This is a genomic window from Amycolatopsis thermophila (assembly GCF_030814215.1).
In the GTDB taxonomy this organism is placed as follows: domain Bacteria; phylum Actinomycetota; class Actinomycetes; order Mycobacteriales; family Pseudonocardiaceae; genus Amycolatopsis_E; species Amycolatopsis_E thermophila.
Window position 1 is genome coordinate 1,823,574 of sequence record NZ_JAUSUT010000001.1, and the last position, 23,404, is coordinate 1,846,977.

At 71.9% G+C, this 23,404-nt stretch carries 26 protein-coding genes; 13 read left to right on the forward strand and 13 right to left on the reverse strand.

Annotated features, from left to right (window positions below):
* Positions 1-179 precede the first annotated feature (179 nt).
* Positions 180-545 (reverse strand): VOC family protein, encoded by a 366-nt coding sequence (locus FB470_RS08925; RefSeq protein ID WP_306990329.1) that lies wholly within the window; start codon positions 543-545, stop codon positions 180-182.
* Between the two features lie 92 nt (positions 546-637).
* On the opposite strand from FB470_RS08925, the gene FB470_RS08930 reads away from it, so the two are divergent.
* On the forward strand, positions 638-1,093 hold the full coding sequence (locus FB470_RS08930) for a CGNR zinc finger domain-containing protein (protein WP_306990331.1): 456 nt from the start codon (positions 638-640) through the stop codon (positions 1,091-1,093).
* 73 nt (positions 1,094-1,166) lie between these two features.
* On the opposite strand, the gene FB470_RS08935 is transcribed toward FB470_RS08930, so the two are convergent.
* Complete coding sequence (locus FB470_RS08935) at positions 1,167-2,453, reverse strand: DUF445 domain-containing protein (protein WP_306990332.1); 1,287 nt, start codon at positions 2,451-2,453, stop codon at positions 1,167-1,169.
* Between the two features lie 29 nt (positions 2,454-2,482).
* On the opposite strand from FB470_RS08935, the gene FB470_RS08940 reads away from it, so the two are divergent.
* Positions 2,483-3,649: a pyridoxal phosphate-dependent aminotransferase gene (locus FB470_RS08940; RefSeq protein ID WP_306990333.1), complete on the forward strand. Its 1,167-nt coding sequence runs from the start codon at positions 2,483-2,485 to the stop codon at positions 3,647-3,649.
* Positions 3,650-4,391: 742 nt separating this feature from the next.
* Here the strand turns inward: FB470_RS08940 and FB470_RS08945 are convergent.
* Positions 4,392-4,970 (reverse strand): RNA polymerase sigma factor, encoded by a 579-nt coding sequence (locus tag FB470_RS08945; protein WP_306990334.1) that lies wholly within the window; start codon positions 4,968-4,970, stop codon positions 4,392-4,394.
* Between the two features lie 254 nt (positions 4,971-5,224).
* Here FB470_RS08945 and FB470_RS08950 point away from each other — a divergent pair, with 254 nt between their 5' ends.
* Positions 5,225-6,067, forward strand: a complete 843-nt coding sequence (locus FB470_RS08950) for a hypothetical protein (protein WP_306990335.1) — start codon at positions 5,225-5,227, stop codon at positions 6,065-6,067.
* Positions 6,068-6,454: 387 nt separating this feature from the next.
* On the opposite strand, the gene yczR is transcribed toward FB470_RS08950, so the two are convergent.
* Positions 6,455-7,882 (reverse strand): MocR-like transcription factor YczR, encoded by a 1,428-nt coding sequence (gene yczR / locus FB470_RS08955; RefSeq protein WP_306990337.1) that lies wholly within the window; start codon positions 7,880-7,882, stop codon positions 6,455-6,457.
* Positions 7,883-7,944: 62 nt separating this feature from the next.
* Between yczR and yczE the strand changes: the two genes are divergently transcribed.
* Positions 7,945-8,568, forward strand: coding sequence for a membrane protein YczE (gene yczE / locus FB470_RS08960; RefSeq protein ID WP_306990339.1), 624 nt, complete (start codon positions 7,945-7,947; stop codon positions 8,566-8,568).
* Here yczE and FB470_RS08965 read toward each other — a convergent pair.
* Positions 8,560-9,087, reverse strand: a complete 528-nt coding sequence (locus FB470_RS08965; protein ID WP_306990341.1) for a Clp protease N-terminal domain-containing protein — start codon at positions 9,085-9,087, stop codon at positions 8,560-8,562. The genes yczE and FB470_RS08965 overlap by 9 nt on opposite strands.
* Complete coding sequence (locus tag FB470_RS08970; protein ID WP_306990343.1) at positions 9,087-9,296, reverse strand: helix-turn-helix domain-containing protein; 210 nt, start codon at positions 9,294-9,296, stop codon at positions 9,087-9,089. Before FB470_RS08970 ends, FB470_RS08965 begins: the two co-directional genes overlap by 1 nt.
* Positions 9,297-9,357: 61 nt before the next feature.
* Between FB470_RS08970 and FB470_RS08975 the strand changes: the two genes are divergently transcribed.
* The 4 genes from FB470_RS08975 (at position 9,358) to FB470_RS08990 (ending at position 12,780) form a co-directional block, all read left to right on the forward strand.
* The gene (locus FB470_RS08975) at positions 9,358-10,110 is read left to right on the forward strand and encodes a protein phosphatase 2C domain-containing protein (RefSeq protein WP_306990345.1); all 753 of its coding nucleotides are present in this window, start codon (positions 9,358-9,360) and stop codon (positions 10,108-10,110) included.
* A 78-nt stretch (positions 10,111-10,188) separates the two neighbouring features.
* On the forward strand, positions 10,189-10,848 hold the full coding sequence (locus FB470_RS08980; RefSeq protein ID WP_306990347.1) for a DUF998 domain-containing protein: 660 nt from the start codon (positions 10,189-10,191) through the stop codon (positions 10,846-10,848).
* A gap of 49 nt (positions 10,849-10,897) precedes the next feature.
* Entirely contained in the window at positions 10,898-12,454 is a 1,557-nt protein-coding gene (locus FB470_RS08985; RefSeq protein ID WP_306990349.1) for a multicopper oxidase family protein, read from the forward strand.
* A complete protein-coding gene (locus FB470_RS08990) occupies positions 12,382-12,780 on the forward strand; it encodes a multicopper oxidase domain-containing protein (protein ID WP_306999144.1) in 399 nt (132 codons plus the stop codon). Before FB470_RS08985 ends, FB470_RS08990 begins: the two co-directional genes overlap by 73 nt.
* A 30-nt stretch (positions 12,781-12,810) precedes the next feature.
* Here FB470_RS08990 and FB470_RS08995 read toward each other — a convergent pair whose 3' ends face one another.
* The gene (locus FB470_RS08995) at positions 12,811-13,254 is read right to left on the reverse strand and encodes a nitroreductase family deazaflavin-dependent oxidoreductase (protein WP_306990350.1); all 444 of its coding nucleotides are present in this window, start codon (positions 13,252-13,254) and stop codon (positions 12,811-12,813) included.
* 126 nt (positions 13,255-13,380) lie between these two features.
* Here FB470_RS08995 and FB470_RS09000 point away from each other — a divergent pair, with 126 nt between their 5' ends.
* A complete protein-coding gene (locus tag FB470_RS09000; protein ID WP_306990352.1) occupies positions 13,381-14,061 on the forward strand; it encodes a TetR/AcrR family transcriptional regulator in 681 nt (226 codons plus the stop codon).
* 30 nt (positions 14,062-14,091) lie between these two features.
* Positions 14,092-14,934 carry an SAM-dependent methyltransferase gene (locus FB470_RS09005; protein ID WP_306990353.1) on the forward strand — a complete coding sequence of 281 codons (843 nt, stop codon included), beginning with the start codon at positions 14,092-14,094 and terminating at the stop codon, positions 14,932-14,934.
* A 72-nt stretch (positions 14,935-15,006) separates the two neighbouring features.
* Here FB470_RS09005 and FB470_RS09010 read toward each other — a convergent pair whose 3' ends face one another.
* Genes FB470_RS09010 through FB470_RS09020 form a run of 3 tightly spaced genes read right to left on the reverse strand, consistent with a single transcriptional unit; the run spans position 15,007 to position 16,579 of the window.
* Complete coding sequence (locus tag FB470_RS09010) at positions 15,007-15,624, reverse strand: dienelactone hydrolase family protein (protein ID WP_306990354.1); 618 nt, start codon at positions 15,622-15,624, stop codon at positions 15,007-15,009.
* A complete protein-coding gene (locus tag FB470_RS09015) occupies positions 15,621-16,262 on the reverse strand; it encodes a phosphoribosyltransferase (protein WP_306990356.1) in 642 nt (213 codons plus the stop codon). Before FB470_RS09015 ends, FB470_RS09010 begins: the two co-directional genes overlap by 4 nt.
* 29 nt (positions 16,263-16,291) lie before the next feature.
* Positions 16,292-16,579: a DUF6343 family protein gene (locus tag FB470_RS09020; RefSeq protein WP_306990358.1), complete on the reverse strand. Its 288-nt coding sequence runs from the start codon at positions 16,577-16,579 to the stop codon at positions 16,292-16,294.
* Between the two features lie 122 nt (positions 16,580-16,701).
* On the opposite strand from FB470_RS09020, the gene FB470_RS09025 reads away from it, so the two are divergent.
* The gene (locus FB470_RS09025; RefSeq protein ID WP_306990359.1) at positions 16,702-17,859 is read left to right on the forward strand and encodes a glycoside hydrolase family 3 N-terminal domain-containing protein; all 1,158 of its coding nucleotides are present in this window, start codon (positions 16,702-16,704) and stop codon (positions 17,857-17,859) included.
* Between the two features lie 152 nt (positions 17,860-18,011).
* On the opposite strand, the gene tsrT is transcribed toward FB470_RS09025, so the two are convergent.
* From tsrT to FB470_RS09040, 3 genes are all read right to left on the reverse strand, one after another.
* Positions 18,012-18,950 carry a tryptophan 2-C-methyltransferase gene (gene tsrT / locus FB470_RS09030; RefSeq protein ID WP_306990361.1) on the reverse strand — a complete coding sequence of 313 codons (939 nt, stop codon included), beginning with the start codon at positions 18,948-18,950 and terminating at the stop codon, positions 18,012-18,014.
* A gap of 83 nt (positions 18,951-19,033) precedes the next feature.
* The gene (locus tag FB470_RS09035; protein WP_306990363.1) at positions 19,034-19,318 is read right to left on the reverse strand and encodes a helix-turn-helix domain-containing protein; all 285 of its coding nucleotides are present in this window, start codon (positions 19,316-19,318) and stop codon (positions 19,034-19,036) included.
* A gap of 365 nt (positions 19,319-19,683) precedes the next feature.
* Positions 19,684-21,051, reverse strand: coding sequence for a tryptophanase (locus FB470_RS09040; protein WP_306990365.1), 1,368 nt, complete (start codon positions 21,049-21,051; stop codon positions 19,684-19,686).
* A 164-nt stretch (positions 21,052-21,215) separates the two neighbouring features.
* Here FB470_RS09040 and FB470_RS09045 point away from each other — a divergent pair, with 164 nt between their 5' ends.
* Together FB470_RS09045 and FB470_RS09050 are read left to right on the forward strand one after the other, a co-directional pair.
* Positions 21,216-22,910 (forward strand): GGDEF domain-containing protein, encoded by a 1,695-nt coding sequence (locus FB470_RS09045; protein ID WP_306990366.1) that lies wholly within the window; start codon positions 21,216-21,218, stop codon positions 22,908-22,910.
* 207 nt (positions 22,911-23,117) lie between these two features.
* Entirely contained in the window at positions 23,118-23,393 is a 276-nt protein-coding gene (locus FB470_RS09050) for a winged helix-turn-helix domain-containing protein (protein ID WP_306990367.1), read from the forward strand.
* The last annotated feature ends 11 nt before the right edge of the window (positions 23,394-23,404 follow it).

The window sequence follows — 23,404 nt, forward strand, 5'->3', positions numbered from 1 at the left end:
GGTGTCTGGCACTGGGGGCTCATGCGGGCCGATCCGGCGGTCGCCTCTCGGCGGAAGGCGCGACACGGCTCCAGCCGGACTGGTGTTCCGTGACGGCGATGAGGTGAGGCCCGGGGGACACGGACCGGATCGACCAGTCCGTACAACACCGCCCGCGGGAGGCTTATTCCGAGAGGGGGTCAGCAGGCACAGAGACAGAACGGGTGCCCTGCGGGGTCGGCATAGACCCGGAAGGTCCGGGGAGCGTCGTCGAGCAGTTTCGCGCCCAGCGACAGCGCACGCTCATGGGCCGCTTCGAGATCGGTGACGTCCAGATCGAGATGGAGCTGCTGCGGGACGTCCTGTCCCGGCCATTCCGGCGGCCGGTAGGACTCTGCCCGCTGGAAGGAGACGCGCACACCCCCCGGGCCGTTCAGGTCGGCCCAGTCGCCGTCGTCGTCCACCTTCGGCTCCGGCAGATCCAGCAGGCGCGCGTAGAACCCGGCCAGCTCCGCGGGATCGGGGCAGTCCAGAACGATCGCACCCAGCCTCGGTACCGCACTCATGACAGTTCCTCCCAGTGACGTGGATAACCAGTGAAAGGAGTATGCGAGTTACACAGGACCTGCGCAACCACCGTCCGGCTTACACTGGTGACGTGAGCTCGGCGGACGTGTCCCTGGTGGTGGATTTCCTCAATACCCTCGACGTGGAGGACGACACGGATGTGCTCACACACGCGGCCGGCTGGCGCGATTGGACCCGCCAGCGCGGGCTGGAAGCGGGCCCGGTCTCGCTGGCGCGGTCCGCCCGCGCGGCGTTGCGCGCGGCTGTCGGCGACACGCTGGACGCGGCCCCGCTGACGGTTCCGGTGGAGATCGAACTGGATGCCGGTGGTCCGAAACTGGTGGCGCGGGAGGCCGTGGCGGCGGTGATGTCGGCGGCGGCGCGGCTGGTGGTGCTCGGCCAGTGGCCACGCGTCAAGATCTGCCCGGCGGACGACTGCCGGTGGGCGTTCTACGACGAATCCCGCAACCGGTCACGCACCTGGTGCTCGATGCAGGTGTGCGGGAACCGGGAGAAGGCGCGCAGCTGGCGGCAGCGGCAGAGCTGACCACCCGGTTGAGTTACCCACAGCACACCTGTGGACAACTCGGCCACCTGTGGACAACTGGGAAACGGGCAGGTCAGAAGAGCAGCTGGGCCACGGTGTAGATCACCAGGCCGGCGAGGGCACCGACGACGGTGCCGTTGATCCGGATGAACTGGAGGTCGCGGCCGACCTGCAACTCGACCTTGCGCGAGGTCTCCTCGGCGTCCCAGCGCTCGACCGTGTCGGTGATGATCGTGGTGATCTCGGTCGAGTAGTTGCGCACGACGTACGCCGCGGCGCCCTGGACCCAGCCGTCGACCTTGCCGCCCAGACCCTCGTCCGACACCAGTCGCTCGCCCAGGTTCCGCAGCCCCTCGCGGACCCGGCGGCGCAGCTCGCTGGAGGGGTCCTCGGCCGCGTTGAGCAGCATGCCCTTCGCGGTGCTCCACGCCGAGCCGATCAGCTTCTGCACGTCGGGGTGGTCGAGGATCTGCTGCTTGACCTGCTCGGCCCGGGCCATGGTCTCCGGGTCGTTCTGCAGGTCCTGGGCGAACTCGACGAGGAACTTGTCGAGGGCCAGGCGCATCGGGTGGTTGACATCGGTCTTGACCGCCCACGCGAAGGACAGCACCTCGCCGTAGACCTTGTCGGCCAGCATCGTGTCGACGAACTTCGGCGACCAGCTCGGCGCGCGGTCGGAGACCACCCGCAGGACGGTCGCGTGGTTGTCCCGCACCCACTCGTAGGCCCGATCGCACATCAGATCCACGAGCTTGTAGTGGGCGCCGTCGGCGAAGACCTGCTGCAGCAGCTTGCCCAGCGGCGGCCCCCACTGCTGCCCGACGACGCGGCGCACGACCGCCTGCTCCATGACGGCCTGCACGTCCTCGTCCTTGAGCACCGTGACCACGCCGCGCACGACGGTCGCCATCTCGGACGTGACCCGCTCGGCGTTCTCCGGCTTGGCGAGCCACTCCCCGAACCGCCGGGAGACCTCGACGCGCTGCAGCTTGTCGCGGACCACGTGTTCGGACAGGAAGTTCGTGCCGACGAACTCGCCGAGGCTGGTCCCGATCATGTTCTTCTTGTTCGGGATGATCGCGGTGTGCGGGATCGGCAGGCCCAGCGGCCGCCGGAACAGCGCGGTGACGGCGAACCAGTCGGCCAGCGCGCCGACCATGCCGGCCTCGGCAGCGGCGCGCACGTATCCGACCCAGCCGCTCCAGCCCGCGGACTGCGCCCACGTGGTGAGCAGGAAGATCACGGTGGCGCCGAGCAGGAACGCGAGCGCCACCAGCTTCATCCGGCGCAGCGCCCGCCGCTTGCCCTCCTGGTCCGGGACCGGGGGAAGGCTGCTGTCAGCAGGGGTCGGTTGCTCCACAGGGCCATTGTCCGTGAGGATCGGCGATTATGCGCGAACCAGCTCTCGTCCCCCGGCTGCGGCCGTTCACCTCGACCATCTTCGCGGAGATGACCGCGCTCGCCGTCCGCACCGGAGCGGTCAACCTCGGGCAGGGGTTCCCGGACACCGACGGTCCGTCCGGAATGCTCGAAGCCGCGAAGAACGCCCTGTTCGGCGGCGCGAACCAGTACCCGCCGGGCCCCGGACGGCCGGAGCTGCGGGCCGCGATCGCGCGGCACCGGGCGCGCTACGGGCTGTCCTACGACCCGGACAGCGAGATTCTCGTCACCGCCGGCGCCACCGAAGCCATTTCGGCCGCGCTGCTCGCGCTGACCGAGCCCGGCGACGAGGTCGTCGTGATCGAGCCGTACTACGACTCGTACGCGGCGGCCGTCGCGATGGCCGGCGCGACCCGGCGGGTGGTGTCGCTCGTCGAGGGCGCCGACGGGCGGTTCGCGCTCGACCTGGAGGCGTTGCGGGCCGCGGTCACCCCGGCGACGCGGGCGATCCTGATCAACTCGCCGCACAACCCGACCGGAACCGTGTTCACGCGCGACGAGCTGTCGGCGGTCGCGGAGTTGTGCCGCGAGCGCGACCTCATCGCGGTGACCGACGAGGTGTACGAGCACCTGGTCTTCGACGACGCCGAGCACGTGCCGCTGGCAGCGTTCCCCGGGATGCGCGACCGGACGGTGTCGATCTCCAGCGCGGGCAAGACGTTCAACTGCACCGGCTGGAAGATCGGCTGGGTGTGCAGCAGCCCGGAGCTGGTGGCGGCGGTGCGCGCGGCGAAGCAGTTCATGACGTTCGTGTCGGGCGGGCCGTTGCAGCCGGCGGTGGCGCACGCGCTGGACCACGAGCTGCCGTGGGTCGAGTCGCTGCGGACGTCGCTGACCGCCAAGCGGGACCGGCTCGCCGCGGGGCTCGCCGCGGCCGGCTTCACGGTCCGTCCGAGCCTCGGGACGTACTTCGTGTGCGCCGACGTGCGTCCGCTGGGCTTCACGGACGCGGCCGAGCTCGCGTGGCAACTCCCGGAGCGGGTCGGCGTGGCGGCAGTGCCGGTCAGCGTGTTCACCGACCACCCGGCGGAATGGCAGCACGTGCTGCGGTTCGCGTTCTGCAAGCGGGACGAGGTCCTGGACGAGGCCATCGAACGGCTGCACAAGCTGACCTGAGCGGCCTGAAGTCGGCTGGAATCGCGCTACGGGCAGGCGCGGCGCGGGCGCTGCTGATCGGGACAGCATGGTGCTGCCGCCCGCGGTTCGAGGCTGTGGGCTGCCGGGCGGGGTGGGTGCTCGGCAGCGCCCTCGCGCACGGCCGCGACCGCAGCCGGCCCCGCCCGACGAACGACGGCCGTCGCCGCGCGGCCGGTGCTCGACGCGCTCGGCACGCGCGACAGCGACCGCGATGCAACCGGCCCGAGAACCGCAGCAGCCCTGCGGCACGAGCGAAACAGCCCACCACGCACGGCAGCGACCACAGCCGGCCCCGACCCGACGAAAAACGGCAGCCGCCGCGCCGCCGGGGCTCGACACCACACCGCACGCGCACGACAGCGAGCGCGATCGAACCGGCCCGAAGAACCACAGCAGCCCTGCGGCACGAGCGAAACAGCCCACCACGCACGGCAGCGACCACAGCCGGCCCCGACCCGACGAACGACGGCAGCCGCGCGGCCGGGACTTGACAGCGTCACCACGCGCAGCGGCGAACCAGGTAGGACCCCGGGCCTGAGCGACGGCCGGCGTGGTGGGTTCGCGACAACACCCACCACGCACACCCCGCCGAACCACCGCCGGGGCCGGGCTGGACGACGCGGCCTCTTTCGCCAGGCAGCCGGACCCAGGTGGGCGGATCCGCCGCGCCACGGTCGGGCGTCACCCGATCAGCCGAGCGGGCACCGGTCCAGCCGGAGGATCATGCGTGGTCGTAGCCGTGGGCCTCCAGGTACCGGCGGAGGCGGTCGAGCGCGCGGCGCCTCAGCGGCCCCACACTCCCGACCGCGACACCCAGCTCCGCGGCGATCTCCGCGTGCGTCCTGGGCGGATCCTCCAGCAGGAGTTCCACCAGGCGCCTCTGCGGGGCCGGCAGCCCGGCCACGCCGCAGCGCAACAGGGCACTCCGTTCGGCGCTCAGCACCGCCCCCGCGGTCTCGTCCACGTGCTCGCGATCACCGGGAAACGCCGGAGGTCGCCCCTCCAGCGTCGGCAACTCAGCCGGGAACTCCTGCCGCCGGGCGTCGAGCACGCGCAGCGCCTGACGCCGGGCCGTAGTCGCCAGCCAGCCGGGTAGCCGGGACGGGTCACGGAGCTCCCGCAGCTGCGTCAGCGACACCCACGTGTTCTGGCAGACGTCCGACGCGTCGGCGTCGCCGAGCCGGTGCGCCCGCGCCACGCGCAGGATCACCGTCGACAGCCCGCGCACCAGCGCACACCACGCCCCCTGGTCACCTCGCCATGCGCGGCCCAGCAGATCGATCAGCTCGAAATCGGTCATGGAACTCCTCGCGATCACCAGTCGCGAGTCAGATGCGCCCGACCGCCGCGCAGCTCCCGAAAACCGCTGGTAGGCGAGAATTTGAGTAGATGTACGCACACAGTGCGTGAGCAATTCCCGAACAAGCACACGGAAGGCGGAACCAGGGTTCCGCCGTACGGGGCTGGATCGATCGCTTTCGAGGTGAAACACTCGCCACCGGTACGGGAATCAGGCGCGATTCCACGCGCCTGGTGAGGAGACCAAAACAAACTGTGGCTAGTCGTTCGTGGACGGTGGTGGTGGTGATGCGGCACGCGACCCGCGCGCGCCACGCCCCGCGGCCGCTGCCGATCGAACTCAAGCTCCTGTTCGCGGGCGGTTTCCTGGTCGCCGGATGGCTGCTCGGCGCCGTTCTCGGCGCGCCCTCCGCCGCGGCCGACGAAGCGCCGTCCGAACCGGACACCGCCGCGGTGCACCACCAACCGGGTCTCCTCGGCACGGTGACCGGTCTCGTCGGCGCCGTCACCAAGACGGTCGACACGACACTCACCACCGTGACCGCCACAGCCGGCACCACCGTCGGAACCGTCACCAACGTCGTCACCGAAACGGCTGACAACGCGACGAAGCCGGTTACCACGATCGTGGACACCACCGTCCAGACGATCAGTCCGAAAGCCCCCGCAGCCGCCGGGGACGAGCCCGTCACGAGGACGACCACGGCGATGGTGCCGGCCCGCGTCGAACCCGCAGTCGCTCCGGCCGCCGCAGCACCGCGGCCGGTGTCCGCGGAACCGCCCGCCGCCGCGCCGGTGCACCGCACCGTCCACCCCGCCCCGGCCGTGTCACCCAAGCCGGAGCCGTCCCGATCGCACGACGTCGCGGGCCCGGTGCGCGCGGACAACGCCCCGCCGGCGCCGGTTCCCAGCGCACCGGGCGATTCCGGGTGCGTCATCACCGCCTCGCACGACTCCGGCAACGGCGGCCGCGACCTGCTGGCCGTTCTGGGCACCCGCGCCTCGGCCGGCCCGGTTCAGCCGATCGTGGGAGCGCTGACCAGCGATTTCGTGGGTATGGGCACAGAAGAGGGCCTGCCGCCCTCCTCGCCCGACTGACGCCCGGCACGCTCACACCGGCGACCCGCGTCCAGAACAAGATCAACTAGCGGGGCGATTCCCCATGGCTCGAAGCCACATCCGACTTCCCGACCGGCCAACCGCGCCTGGCCGGATCGGGCACCGGTCCCGGCGTCGCGATGCCCCCGCGACGCCGGGGCCCCACCGGGCACGTGTTGGGAGCTTCTGCTCACCGCGCCGAGCGGAAGCCCGAATGCGCGCCTAGCCGCGGTGATCCGCCGGCACGTCGAGGGGCGGTGCCGGCGGATCACCGCGGAAGCCCGGCCCGGAGCGATCCGGGGCGGGTGCTCACAGCCGGTGCGCCGGACGTCTTCGCCGTTGTTCCTCCCTGGAGCGGCAGGCAGGCGTCCGGTGCATCGGCTGTTTTCACGCCACCGGGAGATCGTCGGCCGGGGCGCTGCGCACCGACGCGGCCGCCAGCGCGAGCCGGCCGACCGCCTCGCGCAGTTGCTCCGCGGGCTGGGCGAACGGCAGCCGCAGCCAGCGCTCCAGCCCGCCCTGTGCGCTGAATCGCGACCCCGGCACCACCTGCACGCCGTGGTTGACCGCCGCGACCGCGAGCCGGGTGCTCATCGGTTCCGGCAGGCGGCACCACAGGGACGACCCGCCGCGGGGGAGGTCGAACCGCCAGTCCGGCAGCTCCCGGCGCACCTCCCCGGCCAGCACGTCCCGCAGGTCGTGCAGGTTCGCGCGGCGGTGCGCGAGCGCGTCACCCGGAGCGTCCAGCAGCTCGGCCAGCACGAGCTGTTCGAACACCGGCGAGCCCAGGTCCGAGCCGAACCGCGCGGACGACAGGCGCGTCAGCAGGTCCTCCGAGGCCCGGATCCAGCCGATCCGCAGCCCGCCCCAGTGCGATTTGGACGCCGTGCCGACGGTGATCACCCAGTTCCCGGCGAATGCGCCCAGTGGATGCGGACCGTCCAGTGGATCGCCCTCGAGGTCCAGCTCGACGAACGTTTCGTCGACGACGGCAAACGTTTGCGTGCGGGCCAGGACCGCGCCCAGCCGCTCCCGGCCGGCGTCGTCGAGCTGTCGCCCGGTGGGGTTGTGGAAGTCCACGACGAAGTACGCCAATCGTGGAGCCGTTTGACGCACCGCCGCCTCGACGCCGGCGAGATCCCACCCGTGCTCGCCGAGCGCGACGGGGACCGGCGCCGTGTGCGCGGCGCGGATCGCCTCGAGGGCGTTGGGGTACGTGGGCTGTTCGACGAGCACGCGGTCGCCGGGGTGGGTCAGCATCCGCAGCGCGAGGACGAACGCGTGGTGCGCACCGTTGGTGATCATGATCTGCTCGGGCGACGTGGGCAGGCCCCGGGCCGTGTACCGGCGGGCCAGGCGCTCGCGCAGCACCAGGAGGCCCCGTCCGGTGTAGCCGTGCCCGCCGAGCTCGTCGACCAGGAGCAGCCGCGCCCGGTCGACCGCCGCCATCAGGCCCGGGATGGCCGGCGACGCCGCGCGGGCCAGGTCGATCGCCTGCGGGCCGGCGGGCGGTGCGGCATCGAGCGGCCGGCCGCCCGGCGAGGTGATCCACGAGCCGGCGCCGCGACGGCTCGCGACCAGTCCACCTTCGCGCAGGCGGTCCAGCGCGGCTGCGACCAGCGTGCGGCTGGCGCCCACCGCGTCGGCGAGCTCGCGTTCCGACGGCAGCCGGGTCCCGATGGGCAGCTGCCCGTCCAGCACGGCGAGTTCGATCGCCGCGGCCAGGTCCGCCGCCCCCTGACGAGAGCCACCACGCCGCCAAGAGCCGAGTACGAGGGCCAACCTGCGCGCCGAGATCCGGCCGATCGCATCCATGAAAGCCAATTATTCACGATTGGCTCTGGTAAGCCAGGCCAATCCCCCGCAAGCTGGTGCCCGTGACCGCAATCGATCTCCAGCCGGTAAGTGTGGCGATCCGCCCCGCGCGCCGGCTCACCCAGTTGCTGGCCGGCCTCGCCCTCTACGGCGCGAGCATGGCGATGATGACGCGCGCCGGGCTCGGCCTCGCCCCGTGGGACGTCCTGCACGAGGGCCTGGCCCGGTGGACCGGGCTCAGTTTCGGCACGGTGGTCGCCATCGCCTCGGTGGGCGTGCTGCTGCTGTGGATCCCGATCCGGCAGCGGCCCGGCGTCGGCACCGTGCTCAACGTGCTGGTCGTCTCGGTGACCGTCGACCTTGTCCGGGCCGTCCTGCCCGAGCAGCACGCGCTCGGCTGGCGGCTCACCCTGATGCTCGGCGGCGTCGCGCTGAACGCGGTGGCGACGGCGTCCTACGTCGGCGCCCGGCTCGGCCCGGGTCCGCGGGACGGCCTGATGACCGGGTTGGCCGCCCGCAACACGTGGTCAGTCCGGGTTGTGCGTACCGCGATCGAACTCACCGTGCTGGTGGCGGGCTGGTTCCTCGGCGGGACCGTCGGCGCGGGCACGGTGATCTACGCGGTGGCGATCGGGCCCCTCACCCAGGCCCTCCTCCCCCACGTCGCCTGGCGTCGATCACGTTAGCGCCTGCCGGACCCGCCGCGCGTCCACGTCGAACCGGGCGAGCACGTCGGCGGCGGGTCCGCGCAGCGCGGTCAGCGCGAGCAGGATGTGTTCGCTGCCCAGTTCCTTGCCGCCCAACGAAATCACCTCCTTCAGGCACACCTGCAGCACCCTCTTCGACTCGTCGGCGAACGGGATGTGCCGGCGCTTGCCACCACCCGTCCCGCCCGCGAGCGCGTTCGGGCCGTGGACCTGCTCGACGCGGTCGAGGATCGCGTCGACGTCGATGCCGAACTCCCCGAGCGCCTCGGCGTCGGCCGCGCTGATCCCGCCCCGGCGGCGCACCCGCGCGGTCTCCGCGGCGACGTCGTCGAGCGCGACCCCGAACCCCGTCAGCAGGCGGGCGGCCTTGCTGTCCGGGAAGTGCAGCAGCGCCACCAGCAGGTGCAGCGGGTCGATCCGCGGCGAGTCGAGGCGGATGGCGTCGTGCTGGGCCTCGACGACCACCTCCCGCGCGTCCTGGGTGAACTTCTCGAACATCACTGCCTCCCGTACTTCTTGTGGACGGCCTGCCTGCTCACGCCCAGCTCAGCCGCGATCTCCTGCCACGACCAGCCGTGGTTGCGCGCGCTGCGCACCTGGACGGCTTCGAGCTGCTCGAGCAGCCGCCGCAGCGCGGCCACCGCGCGCAGGCCGACCCGGGGATCGCGGTCGCCGGCACGGGCGGCCAGATCGGTTGCCTTGGTCATGATGTCAACCTACGTTGACAGCTCCCGCGTGTCAACCTTGGTTGACGGTTAGAGTCGGGGCGTGCTGGAAATCCAGGTGGCGGAACGGCCCGGCGTCGGCCTCGACGGGCAGCCGCGCCCCACCGAGGACCACGTCGTCGTGCTCGACCACGCCGTCGCGGTGCTCGACGGGGCGACTTCGCTCGATCCGGCGCTGCCCTCCGGCGGCTGGTACGCGGAACGGCTGGCGGCCCGGCTCGCGCGCGAGCTGACCGGGGACGACGACCTGCGCACGGTGCTGCGGCGGGCGATCGCCGGAGTCGCGGACGCCGAAGGCCTGCAGCCGGGACGGTCACCGTCGAGCACCGTCGCGATCCTGCGCTGGACCGCGGACCGGGTGGATTCCCTGGTGCTGGCGGACAGTCCGATCGTCGCGTTCGGACAGACGGTCGACCTGCTCGCGGACTCGCGGCTGGTCACCCTGCGCCGCGCGGGAAAGCTGCGCACGCGGGAAGCGGTGCGGGCGCTGCGCAACCACGCCGACGGGTTCTGGGTCGCCGAAGCCGATCCCGCCGCCGCCGACCACGCGATCATCCGCAGCTGGCCACGCGCCGCGCTGGGGGCCGTCATCCTCGCCACCGACGGCGTTTCCTGCGGTGTGGACGACTACGGCCTGTTCACCTGGACCGAAGCGCTGCAGCTGGCCCGCGCGAAGGGCGTGGACGCGGTGCTCGACGCGGTGCGCGCGGCGGAGGACAGCGATCCCGGTGCGCGGCGGTGGCCGAGGGTCAAGCGCCACGACGACCAGGCGATGGTGCTGGTCTCGTTCCGCTGACCGGCGCGGCCGACCCTAGGGGAAAGATCGGGGACTTCTCCGGATCTTCCGCGGCCCCCGTCGCGGAAGGCTCCTGTCATGGGGATTTCCGGAGCCACGCCGGGCGACAGAGCCCGGCCCTGGCTGCTCGCGGCGCACGTCGCGATCGGCTGGGGACTGTTCACCGTCTTCATCCTGCACGTCGTCAGCGGGCGGAACCCGGTGTGGGACACGCTGTCCAGCTACGCGCTCTCCGACGGGGGCGTCGGCCTGCTCGGCGCGGGCATGATCGCGATCGCCGCCGGGTCGGCCGCCCTGCTCGGGGCGCTGCGCGCGGCCGGGCACCGGCTCGGCCCGGCAACGCACATCTTGTTCTGGGCGTGGTCGTCGGGCCTGGTCGCGGCCGCGCTGTTCCCCGCCAGCTACCCCGAACGGTTCAACCCGGTGAGCGGGCAGATCCACGAATACGCCTGCACCGTCGCGTTCCTGAGCCTGGCCGCGCTGGGCTGGACGCTGCCCGAGCGGCTGCGCACGCACCCGGCGATCGTGCGCCTGACACTGCTGTCGCTCGGCGGGGTGCTGCTGTTCGGCGTCAGCTACCTGATGCCCGGTGTGCTGCCGGTCGGGCTGAGCCAGCGTCTCGCGCTCGCCGCGGACATCGGCCTGCTGGTCACGATCGCCCGCGCGGTCACGGTCGTCGTCCCGGCAAACCCGCGGACGCGTGTATCCGGCGGGAAACCGGGCGCTCTGAGTCGGTAAGGGCCGGGTTCTCCGGCCGAAACCGGGGGCTTTCTGGGGGAAAGACTTCATGACCGACGTCATCGCGCGATCAGCGGTAACCGCCACCGGGCCGCACTTCGGCCTCAGCAAGTTCGCCGACCCGCTGCGGGTGCCGCCGCTGATCCGGCCGCACTCGTGGTGGCACCAGGACGAAATCACCATCGCGAAGACCCGCGCCCGCGTGCGGCTGCACAGCCAGTTGCCGGAAACCGAGGTGTGGGCCTACGAAGGCCAGTTCCCCGGTCCGACGATCGAGGTGCGCAGCGGCCGCCGGCTGCGCGTGAACTGGAACAACCGGATCGACGGCACCATCCCGGTGATCGCCGTCCAGCAGCGGGCGGAGCTCGCCGACATCAACGCCCCGGCGCGCACCCCGGGCTACCGCAACCTGGACGGCACGCCGCAGGCGGGTACGGAAATCATCGACGGGGTGTCCGTCCTTCCCGCGTGGACGGTCGTGCACCTGCACGGCGCGCGCACCGGCGGCGGCAACGACGGCTGGGCGCACAACGCCGTGCTGCGCGGCGCTTCCCAGCTCGCCGAGTACCCGAACGGCCAGCAGTCCGCCACGCTCTGGTACCACGACCACGCGATGGCGGTGACGCGGTTCAACGTCTTCGCCGGGCTGGCCGGGATGTACCTGATCCGCGACGCGGAGGAGGACGCGCTCGGCCTGCCCGCGGGCGACCGCGAGATCCCGCTGGTCCTGACCGACCGCAACCTCGACACCGACCCGGTGACCGGCGCGCTGACCGGGCAGCTGCTGTTCAAGATCCCGTTCATCACCCCGGCCGGACCGGCCGGGCCGGCCGTGCCGATCCCGTTCACCGGACCGTTCAACCTGGTCAACGGGGTGATCTGGCCGCACATCGAGGTCGACGCGCGCTGGTACCGGTTCCGCGTGCTCAACGCGTCGAGTTCGCGGTTCTACCGGCTCACGCTGGTCGACGAGACCGGGGTGGCCGACCACGACGGGGTGCGCATCATCGGCACCGACGGCGGCTTGCTGCCCGCGCCGGCCCCGCTGCCCGCGGGCGGGCTGGTGCTCGCACCGGCCGAGCGGGCGGACGTGCTGATCGACTTCAGCCGGTACCGGGGGCAGAACCTGACCCTGCGGAACACGCTCGCCGACCGCACCGAGCCGGACATCATGCAGTTCCGGGTGGAGGAACGATGCAGTTCCGGGTGGAGGAACGCGACCGGCACGACGCGTTCGCGCTGCCGCCGGTGGTGTCCGGGTCGTACGTCCGGCTGCAGCACGGCACGACGGTGCCCGAGGACCACGACCACGTGTTCGTGGCGCTCGTCCCGCCCGGCACCGCGGGCGATGCGCACCCGCAGTTGTGGGAACTGCAGGAGGTCACCGATCCGGCCGAGGTGCCCGCGCGGTTCCCAGCGCACGGGTTCGTGCAACTCACCGACCCGGCCGGCGGGGCGGTGCGGACGTTCCGGATGGTCGCGAACCTCTTCGACGACACGCCGACGTTCTTCATCGGCCACGACCGGTGGGCGATCAGGAACTTCGTCCACCTGGGCGGGCCCACCCACCCGATGCACATCCACCTGGCGGAGCTGCAACTCCTGACGCGGCGGCAGTTCCCGCTCGACCAGGCCGGCACCGTGACCGGCTTCGACTCGGCGGCCGGTGGCACCGCCGCGCCGCTCCCGGTGCCGGGCGAAGGCAAGTCTCTGGAGAAGTACGAGGAGGGCTGGAAGGACACGTTCCAGGTCGCCGCGGGCGAGTGGATCACGGTGGCCGGGCACTTCACCGGCGCGACCGGCGAGTTCATGTACCACTGCCACATCCTCGACCACGAGGACGAAGGCATGATGCGGCCGTTCGTCGTGCACCCACCCGAGGTGGGGCGTTTCCACGTTCACCGGGGTGCTTCCCACGGGGGCGGTCACTGAGAAATCGCGACCGAGCCGAGGAACAACACCTCACGCGGTTTCGGTGATCCGGAAGACCGGGAAACCGGGCGCGACGTCCCGCAGGACCGAGTCCGGCGAGGTGTGGTCCACACCTTCGAAGAAGCGGCCGACCTCCCACTTCCACCGCTTGAGGTAGGTCCGCAGGATCACCGGCTTGTCCTCGTCGGCCAGCTCGACCGGCCGGAACGTCACCGTCCGGCGTCCGACGCGCAGCTGCCCCTCGCCCGCCGCGCGCAGGTTGCGCACCCACTGCGTCTGCCCCCGCGGTGCGACGAGGTAGCGCTGCCCGTCGATGGTGAGGAGGTTGACCGGCGTGGACCGGATCTCCCCCGTCTTGCGGCCCCGTACGAGCAGCACCCGGCTGCCGGCCAGGCTCACGCCCATCCTGGTCAGGAACTGCACCGCGACGTTGAAGAACCCGTCGCCCTTGCCCGGCTTGATGTAGCGGTTCACGGTGTCTCCTCCGGCTTTCGAGAGCGGCGCTCTCGCTTAAGAGCAGTGAACACCTACACGACCAGGCTGCCAAGAGCGCTGCTCTCGAATTTGTGCGCCGATCTCCGAGGTGGCACACTGTCGCACATGCCAGCCAGCAGGACCGCGCGTGAACGGGCCCGCGCCGAACTGACCCGCGAGATCAAGGACGAGGCACGCCGCCAGCTCGGCGAGGTCGGGCCGCACGGGTTGTCGCTGCGCGCCGTCGCGCGGGAGCTCGGCATGGTGTCCTCCGCGCTCTACCGCTACTTCCCCAGCCGCGACCACCTGCTCACCGAGCTGATCATCGACGCCTACAACGAGATCGGCGAGGCGGCGGAGCGCGCCGACGACCCGTCCGCCGAGCCCCGCGAACGGTGGACCCGCATCTGGGCCGGCACCCGCGACTGGGCGAAGCGGAACCCGCACGAGTATTCGCTGATCTACGGCTCCCCGGTGCCCGGCTACCAGGCGCCGCAGGACACGATCACCCCCGCCGGTCGCGTGGCGCAGGCCCTGGTCCGTGTCCTGGAGGCCGCCGACCTCGCACCCGCGCTGCCCGCGCGGCCGCTGCCCGCGGAACTGGCGGAACAGGCGCGCAAGGTCCAGGTCGCGCTGGACACCGGGCTCGCGGAGGAGGACCTCGTCCGGCTCATGACCGCCTGGACTCACCTGTTCGGGGCCATCAGCTTCGAACTGTTCGGCCAGTACGCCAACACCGCGGACCCGGCGGACGCCTATTTCGCCTACACGGCGGGGCAATTGGGCGATTTCGTCGGTCTTCGGTGAACGTTTCCCGCGTTGTGGCAGACTCTGATCATGGCGGCAGATGACGAGGTGCTGCGGGCCGTCGAGGGAAGCCTCGACCGGCCGTCCGCGGCTCGCGTGTACGACTACTTCATCGGCGGGAACCACAACTACGCGATCGACCGCGCCTTCGGCGACAAGGTCCGCGCCCGGCTCCCGCTGATCCCCGACTCCGCGGTCGCCTGCCGCCAGTTCCTCGGCCGCGCCGTGCGGTACGCGTCCAAGGCGGGCATCCGGCAGTACGTGGACATCGGGTCGGGCCTGCCCACCGCGGGCAACGTGCACGAGGTCGCCGACGAGGCCCGTCCGGAGCACGACACCAGGGTCGTCTACATCGACAACGAGCCGATCGCGCTGGCGCACTCGCAGCTGCTGCTCGCCGACACCGCCGACCCCGAACGCCACAAGGCGATCGCCGGTGACCTGCTGGAGCCGATCGACCTGTGGGAGCGGGTCGCGCAGGCCGGGGTGATCGACTTCGACGAGCCGATCGCGCTGGTCATCAACGCGGTGCTGCACTTCATCAAGGACGAGCAGCAGCCGCAGCCGGCGCTCGACTTCTACCGCGACCAGCTCGCGCCCGGGTCGATGCTGATCATGTGCCAGCTGACCGACGAGAACCCGGCCGACGACGAGGAGCGCCGCGCGCTGGACGACCTCAAGGCCTACTACGAGACCACGACGAATCCCGGTCAGTACCGCTCGCGCGAGGAGTTCCTGAAGTTCTACGGCGACTTCGAGCTGGTCGAGCCGGGGCTGGTCTTCGCGCCCGAATGGCACACCGACGAGCACGCCCTGTTCGCCGACGCGCCGTCGAAGTCGCGCATCCTCGCCGCGGTGGCCCGCAAGCCGTAAGGAGTGGGCCGCCGGGCCCTGGAGCAGGAACCTGGCGTCGCCGCCGCGTGGTCGAGCGAGGCGTCCACGGCCTCACGGCACGTGGTCGCTGAACCAGGCGGCGGCCAGCTGGGCGACGGTCTCCAGGGCGCCCGGCTCTTCGAACAGGTGCGTCGCGTGGGGGACGACCTCCAGGCGGTGCGGCCCGGCCAGTTCGCGAGCCGCGGTTTCGTTGAGGCGCACCACCTCTTCGTCCCGGGCGCCGACGATCAGCAGCGTCGGGCTGGTCACCCGGCTCAGCGCGTCGCCCGCCAGGTCGGGCCGGCCGCCGCGGGAGACGACCGCTTTCACGCGCTCCCCTTCCGCGGCCGCGGTTCGCAGGGCCGCCGCCGCACCGGTGCTCGCGCCGAACAGGCCCAGCGGCAACTCGCCCGCGCGACCGTGGTTGCCGAGTTCCGCGATCGCCGCACGCAGGCGCTCGGCGAGCAGGTCGATGTCGAACCGCCGGCCGCCGCCGTCCTCGTCCGGGCTGAGCAGGTCGAACAACAGCGTGCCGAACCGGTTGTCCTGCAGTTCGCGGGCGACCGCGATGTTGCGCGCGCTGTGCCGGGAACTGCCCGAACCGTGGGCGAACACGATCATCCCGATCGCGTCCGCCGGGACCGTCAGGTCGCCCTCGAGGCCGGGGTCGACGGTGAGCGGAACGGTCATGCCCCCTCCAGCAACTCGATGACCTCGTCGTCTTCGACCTGGCGGAAGTCGGCGTACCACTGACCCACCGAGCGGAACCCGTGCGGCGCCAGCAAGCACACCACCTCCTCGGCGTCGCTCTTCAACGCCGCCGCGGCCTCCGGCGCGCACACCGGCGCCGCGAACACCAGGCTGTGCGGGCGGTCCCGGCGCAGCGCCCGCAGCGCGGCCCGCGCGGTGACACCGGTGGCCAGCCCGTCGTCGACGACCAGCACGTCCCGCCCGGCCCGCGGTTGCGGCGCACGCCCCCGCTGGTAGACGACCGCGCGGCGGCGGGCCTCGGCGCGTTCGGCGCGGCAGATCCGGTCCAGCTGCTCGGGCCGCAGGCCGAGCGCGGACAGCGAGTGCTCGTCGTAGTAGGGCGGGCCGTCCGGTGTGACGGCGCCGACGCCGAACTCCGGCTGGCCGGGCGCCCCGATCTTCCGGGCGACCGCGACGTCGAGCGGCGCGTCCAGCGCATCGGCGACCGCACGGGCGACGACAACGCCGCCGCGCGCCAGTCCCAGCACGAGCGGATCGCGCCATTCGTGCCCGCGCAGCAGCTCACCCAGCTGCGCGCCCGCCTCGCGGCGGTCGCGGTACTCGTGTCGCCGCCTCATGCCACCCGTTTACCCGGGGCGGGTGGTCGTCAACCGGGTTCGCCGCGGCGCTTGCGGTGGACGACCCACGCCAGGTCGACCACCAGCCCCACTGCCACCAGGCACATCAGGACCGTCACCCACCACATGCCGGCCGTGGCGTACAGCGCACCGGCGCCGAGGGCGAGGACGATCCCGATCGCGGCGAGCCAGATCCGCAAGGTCAGCGCGCTGTAGGTGGGCGCCGCCCCGCCGAAGCCGGCGGTCGGGTCGTGGTAGTCCGGCAGGCCCCGCTGGTACTCCTCGCGGGTGCGAGGCCGCTCGTGCGGGAATCGCATGCTTCCGGGGTACCCAGCCGTGAACCACCTCACCCGGTCCAGCGATGACCTGGTTTGGCCCCCTCCCCGCTGGGTTACCGTGGCCGCGAACCCATCCCGCCCGGAAGGAACACCGAAAGCCGATGAGGCCGTCCGCGCCCCTGACCCGGCGCATGCTGCTCGTCCTGGCCGCCGGGGCCCTGCTCGCCGCGGTTGTCGTCTACGCGAGCGGCGACAAGACCGGGCAACAGCCACCGGCCGCCGCGCCGACCGCACCGCCGCCACCCAAGATCGCCTCGGCGCAGGGCCCGGACGCGTGCGCCACCGTGATCGGCGAACTCACCCCGCGGCAGCGGCTCGCCCAGCTCGTCGTCGTCGGGGTGGACGCGTCCGACCCGCGGTCCGCGGCCCAGCTCGTGGGCTCCGAACAGCTCGGCGGCGTCTTCCTCGGCGGCAACGCGACCGCCCTGCTGAAGAACAACGCACTGGCCCAGGTCCAGAACGCCGCGCGGCTGCCGGTGTCCGTCGCGGTCGACGACGAGGGCGGCCGGGTCCAGCGCATCGACGACCTCGACGGTTCGATCCCCAGCGCCCGTCAGATGGCCGCGACCATGACCACCGGCCAGGTCCGCGACCTCGCCCGGGAACGCGGCCGGGCGATGGCCGCGCGCGGGGTGACCGTCGACTACGCCCCCGTCCTGGACCTCACCGACGCGGACGCGGACGAGGTCATCGGCGACCGCTCGTTCAGCGCCGACCCGGACAAGGCCCGTCGCTACGCCCAGGCCTTCGCAGCGGGCCTCGAGGACAGCGGTATCAAGCCGGTCCTCAAGCACTTCCCCGGCCACGGCCACGCGACCGGCGACTCGCACAAGGGCGAGGTCACCACGCCGCCGCTGTCCGAACTGCGCAAGAACGACCTGGTGCCGTACCGGGACCTCGCCGGGTTCGGCGACGTTTCGGTGATGGTCGGCCACCTCGACGTGCCGGGCCTGACCGGCGGCGACCCCGCGTCGCTGTCGCCCGCGGCCTACCAGCTGCTGCGCGGCGAGTTCGGCTTCACCGGACCGGTCCTGACCGACGACCTGGGCGCGATGAAGGCCGTCACCCAGCGCTACCCGCTCCCGCAGGCCGTGGTGAAGGCCCTGCAGTCCGGCGCGGACCAGGCGTTGTGGTCCTCCGGTGGCCAGGTTTCGACGGTGCTCGACGCGCTGGAGAAGGCGACGGCGGACGGGACGCTGCCGGCGGACCGGGTGACCGACGCGCTGACCGCGGTGCTGCACGCGAAGAAGGCCTGCTGAGGGGAAACCGGGGCGGCTGCACCGGCGGGTTCCTCGACGCTGAGGAGACCCGGCCGGTGCAGCGGGATCCGGGGCGTTCTCTCGCCGCGGCAAAGTCTACGTAACCGTCGCGGCGGGACAAGACCTCGTATTCGGATCGAAATAGTTCCTGGTCAGGCGGCCCCCTGCAGGATCTCGCGCCGCCGCGGCCAGTGCGACCAGAACGCGCCCGTGTAGCCGAGCTCGATCAGCCGGAGCAGGAACGGGTTGTCGGCGTAGTTGTTGTCGTTTTCCGTGATGCCCGGCAGCGTGGGCAGCATCACGCGGTGGTACTCCGACGCTGGCACCAGGTCCCACAGCATCTGCACGCTGTTCACCCAGCGGCCGTTGGGTGAGGCGATGGTCTTCGGGTCCTCGGGCAGGTCCGGCGACAGGTAGTACACCGGCCGGAACCGCCCGGCCGCGTCGAAGGCGAACTGGCGCTCGTACTCGACGATGCTCTCGCACGCGGCGCGCGGCTTGAGCACGATCGGCTCAGTCGCCGAGTCCGACTGCAGCCCGGGCAGCGTCCGGCGCCCGCCGCACGCCTCGGCCAGGCGGATGCCCAGCGGCGAGTACGGGAACGCGCGGATGCCGAGGCTGTAGCCCGCCACCGCGACCCGCAGGTCCAGGGTGCGCTTGACGGCCTCGGTCATCGTCACCGCCGTCTCGCCCGGCATGCCCAGGAGGACCTCGACCATCACCGGCAGCTCGACCTTCGCGATCTTGGCGCACAGCTCGCGCACGTCGTCGAAGGTGTAGAACCGGCGGCCGCCGCCGGAGACCTTCCAGCCGTCGAGCACGTCGTCGCGCACGTGGTCGGGCGCGAGGTTGATGCCCGCGCAGCCGGCACCCACCAGCAGGTCGAGCAACTCGTCGTCGAACGGCGTGGGCTGGGCGTAGATCCACAGCTTCAGGTTGTGCAACGGCGTGGAGTGGTCGGTGTCCTTGCGCCTGATGATCTCGCGCAGCACGTTCTTGCTGTGCGCGATGACGAGGTTGAACTCGCTGTCGGTCGTGTGCAGGTCGTACACCCCGTGGGCGGTCAGCGCCTCCACCAGCAACCCCGGCACCGCCGGCGACCATCGGCGCACCGGTGCGTCGTGATCTCTGCACAGAATGGCAGAAGCGGGAACCGAAATTCGGGCGTTGTCTTTCACTGGTGCCAGCGGAGTTGTTTCGACGCGCGCGCGGCGGCCCGCAGCTGGTCCGGGGGCAGCTGGAGGACCCGGCTCAGGTGGCTCTGCCAGTACGGGCCGGGCACGCGCTTGCCCCGTTCCCAGCGGGACACCTCGCCACGGCCCAGGCTTTCGTTGCCCGAGACCAGGACGAGCGCGTCCGCCAGCTGGTACTGGGTGAGCCCGCGCTCGTGCCGCGCCGACCGGATCAGCCGGCCGATCGGCGTCGAGTCGCGGGCCACCACCGCAGCCTCCCCGCTCATGACCCGGAAACCACGAGCGCCGTCCCTCCGGCACGCTCCGTTCGGAGCACTGTTTTGTCCGCATCACGCACGAGGGGCCCCTTCACATTTCGGGTGAACGTCCAGATCGTCTGTGCAACGTCGCCTTGGGCGATCCGAGACGCCGTGGGCCGGCGTCCGACACCGCGCCGCCGACCAGCCCGGCCAGGAGCGCCTGCCGACCACTTCCGCGGGTGGTCTGGCCCCGGCTGACGTCCAAGGGGAGAACCGTCCACTGCACCACTGTCCGTTGTTTGCTGTTCAATGGCTACCGACGAACGGGCTAATTTGCCAAGTGCAATTTGCACGGCGCGCGCAGGGCCACCCCTCAGAGGCGTTTCCCCTCGTCACGCGGCCGGTCGCAGGACCGCGGTGAACTGACGCAGCGCACCTGCCTGTTCCACGATGCGGTACCCAGTAAGCCGGCCGGCCTTCGAGCTGACCGTCTCCGCCACGTCGACGACGTACTCAAGGTGACTCAGCGTGTACACGCGCCGGGGCAGGGTGAACCGCACCAGCTCGCGCGGGGCGGGCACGTCCGGGCCGCCGTCGGGGTCCCGGCGGCCGAACACGAGCGTGCCCAGCTCGGTCACCCGCACCCCGCCGGCGAGGTAGAGGGCGTTGCCGAACGCCGTGGCCGGCAGCTCGTGCGGCGGGATGTGCGACAGCATTTCCCCGGCGTCGACGTAGACGGCGTGGCAGCCGGTGGGCTGGAGCACGGGCAACCCGGCCAGGCCGAGCTGTTCGCCGAACCAGCGCGCGCATTCGGCGCGGTAGCGCAGGTAGTCCGGCTCGATGACCTCCAGCAGCCCCTGCGCCAGCGCCTCCAGGTCGCGCCCGGCGAGCCCGCCGTAGGTCGGGAAGCCCTCGAACGCGATCAGCTGCTCGCGGGCCCGGCGCGCGAGGCCGGCGTCGCGCAGCGCGATGAGCCCGCCGATGTTGGCCATGCCGTCCTTCTTGAGGCTGGCCCAGCAGCCGTCCGCCAGGTCGAAGACCACCCGGGCCACCTCGCGGGGCGTGCGGCCCTGGTAGCCCTCCTCGCGTTCGGTGACGAGGTAGGCGTTCTCGGCGAACCGCGAAGCGTCCAGGTACAGCAGAACGCCGTGCTCGTCACACAACTGGCGGGTGGCCTTCACGTTGCGCACCGACACGGGCTGGCCGCCGCCCGCGTTGTTGGTGATGGTCAGCACGACGCAGCGCACCCGGTCGGCCGAGCGCCGCAGCAGGTCGCGCAGGCGGTCGAGGTCGATGTCGCCGCCGAACGGGGCCGGCTCGCCCCGCGCGATCGGCACCGGCAGGTCGACGGCCTGCGCACCGGCGGCCTCGACGCTCGCCCGGGTGCTGTCGAAGTGCGTGTTGCTCACCGAGATGTCGCCGGGTCGCAGCAGCAGGCCGAGTACGATCCGCTCCGCCGCACGTCCCTGGTGGACCGGCAGCACCTCCGGGTAGCCGGTCAGGTCGCGCACCACGGACTCGAACCGGTCGAACGAGCGCGCGCCCGCGTAGGACTCGTCGCCCCGCATGAGCGCCGACCACTGCGCGGCCGACATCGCCGCGGTCCCGGAGTCGGTGAGCAGGTCGATCGTGATCGCGCCGGCCGGCACGCGGAACAGGTTCCACCCCGCCGCGACGAGCGCGTCGCGGCGCTCCCCGGCGGTGGGGAACGGGATGGGCTCGACGGACTTGATGCGAAACGGCTCCATGAACGGCGGCACGGGCGGTCCTCCCGGACGTCGGCGAACATTCGAGACAAGCCTGTGACCACCGCGGGCCGCGACGGTAGGGGCCAGTTCGCGCCACGGTGGGCCGGCCGGGTGAGCTGGGACACAATCAGCGCCCGGTCTGTCCTCGTTGGCCCCGCCCGCGCGAGGATTTCCGGGTGGAAGTAGCGGAGGATCACGTCGGCTTCGCTTTTCAACCCCTCTACAGCCTGCGCACCGGCGGTGTCATCGGTGTCGAAGCGCTGGCCCGGCCTCCCGGCGGGCCCGTCCGGGAACTGCTGCGCGCCGCGCACCGCCGCGGCCGCCTGGTCGACGTCGACGCCGGTCTCGCCGCGCAGGCGGTGCTCGCCGAGTCGGCCCACGAGAGCCTGCTGCCGCTCCACCTGAACCTGTGCGCGCTGACCGCCGCGGCTCCCCACCTGGTGCTAGACCCGCTGCTGGACTCGCTCGGGCGCACCGGGCGGCGGCCCCGCGAGATCGTGCTCGAGGTCGGCGCGCCGTTCCACGGGGTGTCTCCCAAAGCCCTGCTGGCCGGGCTGCACCGGTTCGGCGAGCTGGGGTTCCGACTCGCGTTCGACGGGCTGGGCAGCGGCGACCTGCCGCTCAACCTGCTGGCCGAGGCGCAGGTCGACCTGGTCAAGCTGGACCGCACGACGCTGCGCCGCCTGCCCGGTGAGGCCGCGACGGTGGCGCTCGTGGAGTCACTGGTGCACTTCACCTCGCGCACGGGCGTCCGGCTGGCCGCCACCGGCATCGAGGACGAGCAGCAACTGGCCACTGTGCGGCACCTCGGCGTGCGGATCGTGCAGGGCAACCTCTTCTCCCCGGCCCGCACCGGCGTCATGCCGTCCGGCCTCGTCACCGCGCCGCCGGCGCCGGCCCTGCCGGTCCCCCTGACCCCCACGACCGCCCCGCGCGTGGACGACTTCCTGCACCCCGCGACCGTCCTGTCCGACGACGCGACCTGCGACGACGTGCGCCGGGTGCTGCTCGACCACGACGCGCCCAGCGGCGTCGTCGGTGTGGACGACGCCGGGCGGCCGCGCTGGTCCATCGACCGCGCGCGGTTCCTGCTCGATCTGACCGGGCCGTTCGGCCACGCGCTGCACGCGAACAAGCCGGCCGCCCGGCTGGCCGACCCGCCCCGCACGATCCGCAGCGGCGCCGGCGCGCTGGAACTGCTCGACCTGGTCGCCGACGCCGACCTGACCCGCCGCGGCGACGACATCATCGTGGTCGCCGAGGACGGCCGGTGCCTGGGCGTGGTGTTCGTGACCGAGATCGTGCACGGCGTGGCCGAGGCGAAGATCGAGGAGGCGGCCGCGCTGAACCCGCTGACCCGCCTGCCGGGCAGCGACACGGTCGCGCGCGAGGTGGACCGCCGCATCGCCGCCGGGCGTCCGCTGGTGGTGGCGTGGCTGGACGTCGACTCGTTCAAACGCGTCAACGACACGGCCGGGTTCGCCGCGGGCGACGAGCTGATCCGCTCGCTGGGGCGGGCGCTGACGGACCTGGCGGCGAAGCTGCGCAGCGTCACGGTGAGCCACGTCGGCGGGGACGACTTCCTGATCGCCTGCGACATCGACGAGATCCCGATCGTCGCGGACACGCTGCTGGGCACACCGTGGACCGCCGAACACCTGCCGGTCACGGTTTCGCTCGCGACGGTGGTGTGCGCCGGCACGGCCGCGAAGTCCTACCGGGAGGTGTCGCGGCTGCTCGCGCCGCTCAAGAAACGCGCGAAGGACGTGACGGGGTCGAGCTGGGTCAACAGCTGGCCCGGGACCGACCGGTTCGAGGTCCTGCGCGGGCGCGGCCGTGACGCGTTGAGCGCGCCGGATCAAGCCCGTTGAGAAAAGTGCCTCCATTGCGGCTAATCCGTTGGGCGAGCACCGTGAACAACCGGCGAATTCGTCGTCGAACACGCATTCCCTCACCCGGTAGCGTTACGCCGGGCGCCCCTGTCCGGCACCCGTGGTCAACCCCGTCATACCGCGCACAGGCGCATCTTGGAGCAACCGTGGAATCCGGGCCGTTTAACGCCGTTCTACCTTCCTCTCGTGTCCGTCCCAGAGTTCGACCCCAGCGAAACCCCGGGCTACATCTACGAGATGATGGCCGAGCACCTGGCCGCCCGGATCGAGGCCGGTGAGCTGCGGCCCAACACACCACTCCCGGCCGAGCGCCGTCTCGCCGCGGAATACGGCGTATCCCTTGGCACGGCGCGACACGCGACCCAGATCCTGCGCGAGCGCGGCCTGGTTTTCACGATCCGCTCCAAGGGCACCTTCATCGCGGACGAGGAGCGCCGGCGAGCGCCATCGGGAGATTCATGAACGCGTTTCAC

Coding starts and splice junctions, on each gene's coding strand:
- FB470_RS08925 (WP_306990329.1), bottom strand. CDS start 545: ATGAGTGCGGTACCGAGGCTGGGTGCGATCGTTCTGGACTGCCCCGAT.
- FB470_RS08940 (WP_306990333.1), top strand. CDS start 2,483: ATGCGCGAACCAGCTCTCGTCCCCCGGCTGCGGCCGTTCACCTCGACC.
- FB470_RS08945 (WP_306990334.1), bottom strand. CDS start 4,970: ATGACCGATTTCGAGCTGATCGATCTGCTGGGCCGCGCATGGCGAGGT.
- yczR (WP_306990337.1), bottom strand. CDS start 7,882: ATGGATGCGATCGGCCGGATCTCGGCGCGCAGGTTGGCCCTCGTACTC.
- FB470_RS08965 (WP_306990341.1), bottom strand. CDS start 9,087: ATGTTCGAGAAGTTCACCCAGGACGCGCGGGAGGTGGTCGTCGAGGCC.
- FB470_RS08970 (WP_306990343.1), bottom strand. CDS start 9,296: ATGACCAAGGCAACCGATCTGGCCGCCCGTGCCGGCGACCGCGATCCC.
- FB470_RS08980 (WP_306990347.1), top strand. CDS start 10,189: ATGGGGATTTCCGGAGCCACGCCGGGCGACAGAGCCCGGCCCTGGCTG.
- FB470_RS08985 (WP_306990349.1), top strand. CDS start 10,898: ATGACCGACGTCATCGCGCGATCAGCGGTAACCGCCACCGGGCCGCAC.
- FB470_RS09000 (WP_306990352.1), top strand. CDS start 13,381: ATGCCAGCCAGCAGGACCGCGCGTGAACGGGCCCGCGCCGAACTGACC.
- FB470_RS09005 (WP_306990353.1), top strand. CDS start 14,092: ATGGCGGCAGATGACGAGGTGCTGCGGGCCGTCGAGGGAAGCCTCGAC.
- FB470_RS09010 (WP_306990354.1), bottom strand. CDS start 15,624: ATGACCGTTCCGCTCACCGTCGACCCCGGCCTCGAGGGCGACCTGACG.
- FB470_RS09015 (WP_306990356.1), bottom strand. CDS start 16,262: ATGAGGCGGCGACACGAGTACCGCGACCGCCGCGAGGCGGGCGCGCAG.
- FB470_RS09020 (WP_306990358.1), bottom strand. CDS start 16,579: ATGCGATTCCCGCACGAGCGGCCTCGCACCCGCGAGGAGTACCAGCGG.
- FB470_RS09025 (WP_306990359.1), top strand. CDS start 16,702: ATGAGGCCGTCCGCGCCCCTGACCCGGCGCATGCTGCTCGTCCTGGCC.
- FB470_RS09035 (WP_306990363.1), bottom strand. CDS start 19,318: ATGAGCGGGGAGGCTGCGGTGGTGGCCCGCGACTCGACGCCGATCGGC.